A 7804-nucleotide genomic window follows, 5' to 3' on the forward strand; every position below is an offset into this window, starting at 1 on the left:
TTAGATAAACATTAACAGCGCAGTACACAAACGGCCTCCAGTGCTCGGGCAAAGCCGAACACTGGAGGCCTGTTTGTGCTTGCGGGGGTGGGGCGACGAACTAGACAAGCTAGTTCTGTCCCACTCCCTTTTTCGCACTTACTTTTCATAAATAATGGTAACTGGGCCGTCGTTTTCCAGGTCGACCTGCATGTCAGCACCAAAATGGCCGGTCTCTACATGCACGCCAGTAGCCGCTAGTTTCGCATTAAAGCGGTCATAGAGTGGCGCCGCAATTTCGGGCTTAGCCGCGTCGGTAAAGCCGGGGCGGTTACCGTGGCGCGTATCCGCATAGAGGGTAAACTGCGAAACGGAAAGAATTTCCCCGTCGACATCCTTGAGGCCCCGGTTCATCTTGCCGTTTTCATCCTCAAAGACCCGGAGGTTAACAATCTTGTGAACCAGGTAGTCAAGTTCCGCATCCCCATCGTTAGGCGCAAAACCGACCAGTAACATATAACCCTTGCCGATCTTGCCGACGACCTCACCGGCAATCGAAACCTGGGCATGACTGACCTTCTGTAATACTACTCGCATTAGGGCACCTCCTACTGAATTACCCGCTTAACCACGTAAACGTCGCGGATGTTCTTCAGGGCATCCATGATTAATTGCAGTTGCTGCAGGTTCCGCACACCAATCGTCAAACTGATGGTGACCATCTTGTTATGGTCAACCTTCCCGTTAACCGAGTTCAGGTACTTAGTACTGTTGTTAATCGACCGCAGAACATCATTCAACATCCCGTTGCGGTTATAGCCCTGGACCTCAATATCCGCATTGTAGTTGGTCTTATCGCCGTCTGGGTTAGCCCAGTAAACACTGACGATTCGCTGACCACTCTTTTGGGCCGCCCGAATGTTTGGACAGTCTGCCCGGTGGACGGAAACTCCACGGCCCTTAGTGATGTAGCCGGTAATGGCATCACCGGGAACCGGGTTGCAGCAATGACTGAGCCGAACCAGCAGGTTACCGACCCCTTCAACGACAATACCCTCGCTGGAAGCCTTGGCTTGCTTCTGCTTTTCCCGCTCATCCGGTTTCTGCAGGGTCTGGTGGTCTTCTAGCAGGGCCTTCTCGGCAGCCTCCTGCCGGTCGCTTTCCGCCTTGGCCCGGATATCAGCCGTGAAGCGGTTGCGGACACCGACCGGCGGCAAGTCACCGAAACCGAGCGCCGCAAACATATCATCAGCAGAGTGGTAGTGCAGCTGTTCAGCCACCGCCGCACACTTGTCATCGGCCATTAATTCTGCTGGAGAGTAACCGGCCTCCCGCAGCTCATTTTCAATCATGTGCCGTCCCTGCTCAATGTTTTCTTCCCGGTCGTGAGCCCTAAAGAAAGACCGGATCTTGTTGCGGGCCCGCCGCGTCGAAACCAGTTCGAGCCAGTCGCGACTCGGGCCAGCCGAGGAAGAAGAGGTCAAAATATCGACAATGTCCCCGTTCTTGATTTCATAGTCGAGGGGAACAATCCGGCCATTAACCTTGGCACCGGTGGTATGGTTACCAACTTCCGTGTGAATCTGGTAGGCCATGTCGAGCGGGCCCGCGCCCTTCGGCATTTCAATCACGTCACCCTTAGGCGTAAAGGCGTAGACCTTGTCGGTGAAGATGTCGCTCTGGATACCCTGCATGAACTCGTCAGTGCCCTGACTTTCACTCCGCATCTCCAGGATTTCCTTAACCACGTTCAGTTTTTGACTATCGCGAGTCTGTTGGACGCCGTCGGTCTTTCCTTCCTTGTAGGCCCAGTGAGCGGCCACCCCAAACTCGGCCACCTGGTGCATGTGGTGGGTCCGAATCTGGACTTCCAGTGGCCGCCCCTCGGGACCAATGATGGTGGTGTGGAGGGACTGGTAGCCATTTGCCTTTGGCATGGCAATGTAGTCCTTAAACCGTCCCGGCATTGGTTTCCAGTTGGTGTGGATAGCACCGAGGGCCGCATAGCAATCCTTGATTGTGTCCACCACAATCCGGATCGCCAGCAGGTCATAAATCTGACTGAACTGCTTGTGCTGGGTCACCATCTTGCGATAAATCGAGTAAATATGCTTCGGCCGCCCATAGATCTCCACGTTCGGACCGAGGTCAAGGTCGCTGATGGCCTTCTTGATTAACTTGATTGACCGGTTGATTGAGTCAACCCGCTGATCCCGCCGGGAGTTCATTAGGTGGACGATTCGGTAGTATTGCTGTGGATTAAGGTAGCGGAGGGACAAGTCCTCCAATTCCCACTTAATCGTGCTAATTCCTAGCCTGTCGGCAATGGGAGCATAAATTTCCAGCGTTTCATTAGAGATCCGGCGTTGCTTGTCAGGACGCAGGTGTTTCAGCGTCCGCATATTGTGCAGGCGATCCGCCAGCTTCACAATCATCACCCGAATATCCTTAGACATTGCTAGTAGGAGCTTCCGGTGAGTCGCCGCCATCTGTTCCTTGTTGGACTTGTACTGGATCTTTCCTAACTTGGTATCGCCATCGACAATCATCGCAATGGTGGGTCCAAAGAGTTCCTTAATGTCGTCCAGGGTCGCCCCCGTATCCTCAACAATATCATGCAGGTAGCCAGCCGCGACAGTTTCTGGATCCATTTGAAGATTTGCTAAAATCCCCGCTACCTGGATGGGATGAATAATGTACGGCTCACCCGACTTGCGCCGCTGGTCGTGGTGACAAACCTCGGCAAAACGATAGGCCTTTTCCACCAGGGCAACGTGCTCGGCATTCATGTAGGAAGATACCATCTTTTGGACATCTTCATGGGTTAATTCTCTTATCTCTGACATCAAACAGCCCCCTTCCGACTAATTCTGTTTACGAAGCGAACAAGAAAGGTACACGATTGCTAGATAGGCCGCCGCAAAGTACATGGTATACCGTGGCAAAAAAAGGAAGGCCGCAACTAAAAACAAACCCGGAAAAACCAACAGTGTCCACCAGCGGCCTGTGTGCCGATAAAGGTAGCCGCCCAACCAAACGCTGTAACAGCAGTTAATGACTATCAAGAACAAGCCAACCCACATTGCCCTAGTTAGCGGCAGTTTAACAGCGATTAACGGCAATAAAATACCGAATAAGATGGCCGTTCCCCACAAGTAAATATTAAACTTCTTTGTCAAATTCATTTTCTCAACACCTTGCAGTCTGGGATGCTTCACGCCCCCAGATATTTTTTCAATTGTAACACCAATTATTTTTTAGCGGCAGCCAATTCGCAAACGTATGACACCGCGGAGAGGAAATACAGGGGTGCCGTCTCAGTCCGTAAAATTCGGGGACCCAACCCCACCGGGACTACCCCGACGGCCTGCATCCGTTCCACTTCACCTGTTGTCAAACCACCCTCGGGGCCGAAAATAGCAACGACTTGCTCCCCGGCGGTTAGTTTGGTCAGTACTTGAGCGAGGGCGCTGGTTTCGCCCTGCTTGGCTGACTCCTCCCAGGCTACCAACCGTATTGGAGCAGGATTGGCTGCCAACGCGGCCGTTAAGTTCTCATAGTAGGCCACTCGTGGTTGATAGTTACGGTGGGACTGTTCAGCGGCCCCATCGGCAATTTTTTGCAGGCGGGCCAATTTACGCTCCCGCTTGTTAGCTGCCCAGTGACTGATTGAACGTTCAGACTCAAAAAAGGCAATCGTGGTCGCACCCAGCTCCGTCGCCTTTTGCACGATCCACTCTGGCTTTTCCTTCGTTTTAGGGAGGCCACAGAGGAGGGTCACCTCCACCGGCAGCTCACTGTTCCCTGGCAACTGCTTGACCAGTTTAACCGTGGTCGCTGGCTGAATTGTCGCAACTTCTGCTAAGTAAGCCCGATGGTCAGCGAGAACCAGTTCTACCTGTTCGCCCGGTTGGGCACGCAGAACCGTTGTCAGGTGGTGAGCGACATCCCGGGGAAGGGTCAGGACATCATTGCTCGGCTCAGCAGCAAGGAAATAACGTTGCATTATGCTTCCTCCTCCGTCGGCTTGTGGGCAATGATACCATGCCAATCTTTCATTTTAGTTTCACTATCAATAATAAAGCCCTGCTCATTTAATTTCTTGCGAATCAGGGCGGCCTTATCATCAATGATTCCGGAAGTCAGAAAGAGACCGCCGGGCTTGAGATTTTCGTAAGCCTGAGGAATCAGTGGCACGATGATTTCAGCCAAAATATTAGCAACAATGATGTCCACCTGCGTGTGAATACCATCCAGGAGGCTATTAACGCCGATCTTCACATCACTGGCGACCGGGTTCAGGGCCAGGTTCTTTTTTGCCGACTCAACCGCCACGTCATCGACATCGTAAGCGGCCACCTGGTCAGCGCCCAGCTGCTTGGCGGCAATGCTAAGAACGCCAGACCCGGTTCCAACATCAATCAAGGATTCACCGCCCCTGATAACCTGTTCCAGTGCCTGGAGCATCAGCCGGGTCGTCGGGTGGGTCCCCGTTCCAAATGCCATTCCCGGATCGAGGTACAGTAGCTTTTCACTCTCCTGCTCAGGGGTGTAGTCCTCCCACTGCGGAACAATGGTCAATTCGTTGGTCACCCGCAACGGGTGGTAGTACTTTTGCCAGACCGTTGCCCATTCCTCGTTATTGACCATCGCCGCAGTAACCTTATTTGCCCCCGGGTTTAGCCCATACTCTTTGAGTTTAGCTACTTTGCTCGTAATGGTCGGGACGATTTCAGGGACAAAGGTCTTTTCCGGGAAGTACCCCGTGACCGCGGCCCCTTGCTTCCGATGGGGAATCTCCTCTGGATCAATAATCTCGCCGTAACGACCATACTTTCCCGGTTGGAGGTGGGCAAAGTCGGCGGCGTCATCTATCTGCACTCCCTGGGCCCCCTCACTTGTCAAGATGTAGCTAACCGCCTCAACGGCCTCACTTGAAGTAATTACCGTTACCGCTGTCCAATCCATTCTTGTTCCTCCTTAAAATTAACAAAAATCGTGACCACTAAAAGCACTGGTCACGATTTCCTACTGTCCTATTCGTCATCATCATTGTCCCGCTTCTTCTTTTCCTTTTCCATGTGATGCTTCAGGTAGTCGATTAAATCCGACTCCGTTAGAAAAATTCGCGGGTGGTGCTGGTGGTGAAGACGCACGTCAATTTCATTAATCTTTAACCGACCAGTCCAAGTATGGGAGTAACGAATGATTACCCGGTTATTTAACCGATGCTTGCCAAAGCGGAAAACATAAACGTGCTGGGGGGTCATCATCGGCCGAATGTATTCACGTTTATACATCAAGTCGTTATCACGCATAAACTGCTTCGTTCGATTTAGAATGGTAATCACCTCCTCCCCAAAGAATTCATTAGGCCCACAATTAGCCTTACCTTAATAGATATTACTATTTTAGCACATGTTGCAGTTCTTCCATAGCCAAATCTCTACAGATTATCACTGGCATTATTACTGGCAATGATTTTTTGACCTATTTATAGATTTTATACCTAGGAATGCTATAATATTTACGAGATCTAATCTCGAAATTTTACAAGAGACAAGATGAAAGGGAGACTGTATATTTATGTCAAAGAATCATCAAAAAGTTGTCCTCGTTGGTGACGGGGCCGTTGGTTCAAGCTACGCCTTTGCAATGGCACAACAAGGAATCGCGGAAGAATTCGCAATTGTGGACATCATTAAGAAGCGGACTGAAGGGGACGCTTTGGACTTAGAAGATGCCACTGCCTTTACTGCCCCAAAGAGTATTTACTCCGCTGACTACGACACTTGCAAGGATGCCGACCTGGTTGTTATTACTGCCGGTGCTCCACAAAAGCCTGGCGAAACTCGTCTGCAATTAGTTGACAAGAACTTGAAGATTATCAAGTCCGTAGTTGAACCAATTGTTAAGTCTGGTTTTGACGGTGTCTTCCTGGTTGCTGCTAACCCAGTTGACATCTTAACTTACGCCGTTCAAAAGTTCTCTGGCTTCCCGAAGAACAAGGTTGTTGGTTCCGGTACTTCTCTGGACTCCGCTCGTCTGCGGGTTGCCCTTGCTAAGAAGTTCCATGTTGACCCACGTGATGTTTCAGCTAACATCATGGCAGAACACGGTGACTCCGAATTTGCTGCCTTCTCCAGTGCGACTATCGGTGGCAAGCCATTACTGGACATGGCTAAGGAACAAGGTGTTTCTGAAGATGACCTGCTGAAGATTGAAGATGACGTCCGGAACAAGGCTTACGAAATCATCAACCGGAAGGGCGCAACCTTCTACGGTGTTGCTACTGCCTTGATGCGGATTTCACGGGCAATCCTGCGGGATGAAAATTCTGTTCTGCCAGTTGGTGCACCACTGAATGGTGAATATGGTTTAAAGGACATTTACATCGGTACTCCTGCCGTAGTCAACGCTTCTGGGATTGAACGCGTTATTGAAGTGCCACTGAATGACCGTGAAAAGAAGGCTATGACTGACTCTGCAGCAGCATTAGCCGAAGTTGCTAAAAACGGTTTAGCTAAGCTGGAAGGCAATAACTAATTCCCGCCGTTAAGCAACGATGAGGTTAGGGTTAACCCCCTAGCCTCTTTTTTATTGTTTCCGTTTTCCAAGTAAGCTAAGATAACTATAGGAAGTAACAATGTTTTTTAAGGAGGCTATTTAATGTCAAAAATTGAACAATTACAAGCAAGCCTTGTTGATCAGCAGCTTGATGCTGCTTACATTAGTGACCCAATGACAATTGGTTACTTAACGGGCTTTTATGAGGACCCAATCGAGCGGGTCATGGCACTGGTTGTCTTTGCCGATGCGGAACCATTCCTCTTCACTCCAGCACTGGAAGTCGAGGCGGCCAAAGGTGCCGGTTGGACGCAACCGGTCTACGGCTACCTCGACCACGAAAATCCCTACGAATTAATTGCCGACCACGTAAAAAAGCACGCCGGCACACCAATCAACTGGGGAATCGAAGAAAGCCACTTAACCGTTGAACGGCTCCTCGGCCTCCAGCAAGTCCTGCCAGCAGCAAAGTTTTCGACCAACCTAACCCCAACCATCGAGAAAATGAGGTTGATCAAATCAGCCGATGAAATTGCTAAGCTGAACGAGGCCGGTAAGTGGGCTGATTTTATGCTGGAGGAAGGGTTCAAGAACCTCCAGCTGGGCCGCAGCGAACAGGAAGTCGCTGCCAACTTGGAATACGCATTGAAGCAGCATGGCATTATGCACACTAGCTTTGACACCCTTGTTCAGGCCGGCGCCCATGCTGCAGAACCACACGGCGCTACTTCGCAAAATCAAATTGAAAACAATGAACTGGTCCTGTTCGACCTTGGCTGTGTCGTTGATGGCTACTGCAGTGATGTTTCCCGGACAGTCGCCATCGGGGAGCTCAATGAGAAGCAAAAGGATATTTATCAGGTCTGCCTGGAAGCACAGTTGGCCGCACAGGAGGCAGCTAAACCAGGGATAACTGCCGAAGAACTGGATTCAATTGCTCGAAAGATCATCAGCAAGGCCGGCTACGGTGACTACTTTATCCACCGCTTAGGCCATGGGCTCGGTATGAGCGACCACGAATTCCCTTCAATCATGGAAGGCAACTCGCTAGTTCTCCAACCCGGAATGTGCTTCTCCATTGAACCAGGAATCTATATTCCAGGGGTTGCCGGTGTCCGAATTGAAGACTGCGTTCATATTACCGAGGATGGCTGCGAACCATTCACCCACATTAGCAAGGAGCTAAAAACTTTCCACCTTTAAACCGCCAAAGACCCAGGAGCCGTTAAATGAAGTGCCTCATAATTGTTAGACAAAA

7 protein-coding genes are annotated in these 7804 nt (G+C 50.7%); 2 read left to right on the forward strand and 5 right to left on the reverse strand.

Annotated features, from left to right (window positions below):
* Nucleotides 1-138: 138 nt before the first annotated feature.
* The 5 genes from dtd to FC49_RS01430 all read right to left on the reverse strand — a co-directional run bounded on the left by dtd (nucleotide 139) and on the right by FC49_RS01430 (nucleotide 5297).
* Nucleotides 139-576 (reverse strand): D-aminoacyl-tRNA deacylase, encoded by a 438-nt coding sequence (gene dtd / locus FC49_RS01405; RefSeq protein ID WP_003715210.1) that lies wholly within the window; start codon nucleotides 574-576, stop codon nucleotides 139-141.
* Nucleotides 577-587: 11 nt separating this feature from the next.
* Nucleotides 588-2825, reverse strand: coding sequence for a RelA/SpoT family protein (locus FC49_RS01410; protein WP_056983870.1), 2238 nt, complete (start codon nucleotides 2823-2825; stop codon nucleotides 588-590).
* A 404-nt stretch (nucleotides 2826-3229) separates the two neighbouring features.
* A complete protein-coding gene (locus FC49_RS01420; protein ID WP_056983871.1) occupies nucleotides 3230-3985 on the reverse strand; it encodes a 16S rRNA (uracil(1498)-N(3))-methyltransferase in 756 nt (251 codons plus the stop codon).
* Entirely contained in the window at nucleotides 3985-4947 is a 963-nt protein-coding gene (gene prmA, locus FC49_RS01425) for a 50S ribosomal protein L11 methyltransferase (protein ID WP_003715161.1), read from the reverse strand. Before prmA ends, FC49_RS01420 begins: the two co-directional genes overlap by 1 nt.
* Nucleotides 4948-5015: 68 nt before the next feature.
* Nucleotides 5016-5297 (reverse strand): hypothetical protein, encoded by a 282-nt coding sequence (locus FC49_RS01430; RefSeq protein WP_034537465.1) that lies wholly within the window; start codon nucleotides 5295-5297, stop codon nucleotides 5016-5018.
* 268 nt (nucleotides 5298-5565) lie between these two features.
* Between FC49_RS01430 and FC49_RS01435 the strand changes: the two genes are divergently transcribed.
* Nucleotides 5566-6525 (forward strand): L-lactate dehydrogenase, encoded by a 960-nt coding sequence (locus FC49_RS01435; protein WP_056983873.1) that lies wholly within the window; start codon nucleotides 5566-5568, stop codon nucleotides 6523-6525.
* Nucleotides 6526-6648: 123 nt separating this feature from the next.
* Nucleotides 6649-7749, forward strand: coding sequence for a M24 family metallopeptidase (locus FC49_RS01440; RefSeq protein WP_056983874.1), 1101 nt, complete (start codon nucleotides 6649-6651; stop codon nucleotides 7747-7749).
* Nucleotides 7750-7804: the final 55 nt, after the last annotated feature.

The sequence above is a fragment of the Limosilactobacillus oris DSM 4864 genome, assembly GCF_001434465.1.
Classification (GTDB): Bacteria; Bacillota; Bacilli; order Lactobacillales; family Lactobacillaceae; genus Limosilactobacillus; species Limosilactobacillus oris.

Excerpts from the sequence above, each read along its gene's own strand:
- FC49_RS01430 (WP_034537465.1), bottom strand. The coding sequence starts at position 5,297 with ATGCGTGATAACGACTTGATGTATAAACGTGAATACATTCGGCCGATG.
- dtd (WP_003715210.1), bottom strand. The coding sequence starts at position 576 with ATGCGAGTAGTATTACAGAAGGTCAGTCATGCCCAGGTTTCGATTGCC.
- FC49_RS01420 (WP_056983871.1), bottom strand. The coding sequence starts at position 3,985 with ATGCAACGTTATTTCCTTGCTGCTGAGCCGAGCAATGATGTCCTGACC.
- FC49_RS01410 (WP_056983870.1), bottom strand. The coding sequence starts at position 2,825 with ATGTCAGAGATAAGAGAATTAACCCATGAAGATGTCCAAAAGATGGTA.
- FC49_RS01440 (WP_056983874.1), top strand. The coding sequence starts at position 6,649 with ATGTCAAAAATTGAACAATTACAAGCAAGCCTTGTTGATCAGCAGCTT.
- prmA (WP_003715161.1), bottom strand. The coding sequence starts at position 4,947 with ATGGATTGGACAGCGGTAACGGTAATTACTTCAAGTGAGGCCGTTGAG.
- FC49_RS01435 (WP_056983873.1), top strand. The coding sequence starts at position 5,566 with ATGTCAAAGAATCATCAAAAAGTTGTCCTCGTTGGTGACGGGGCCGTT.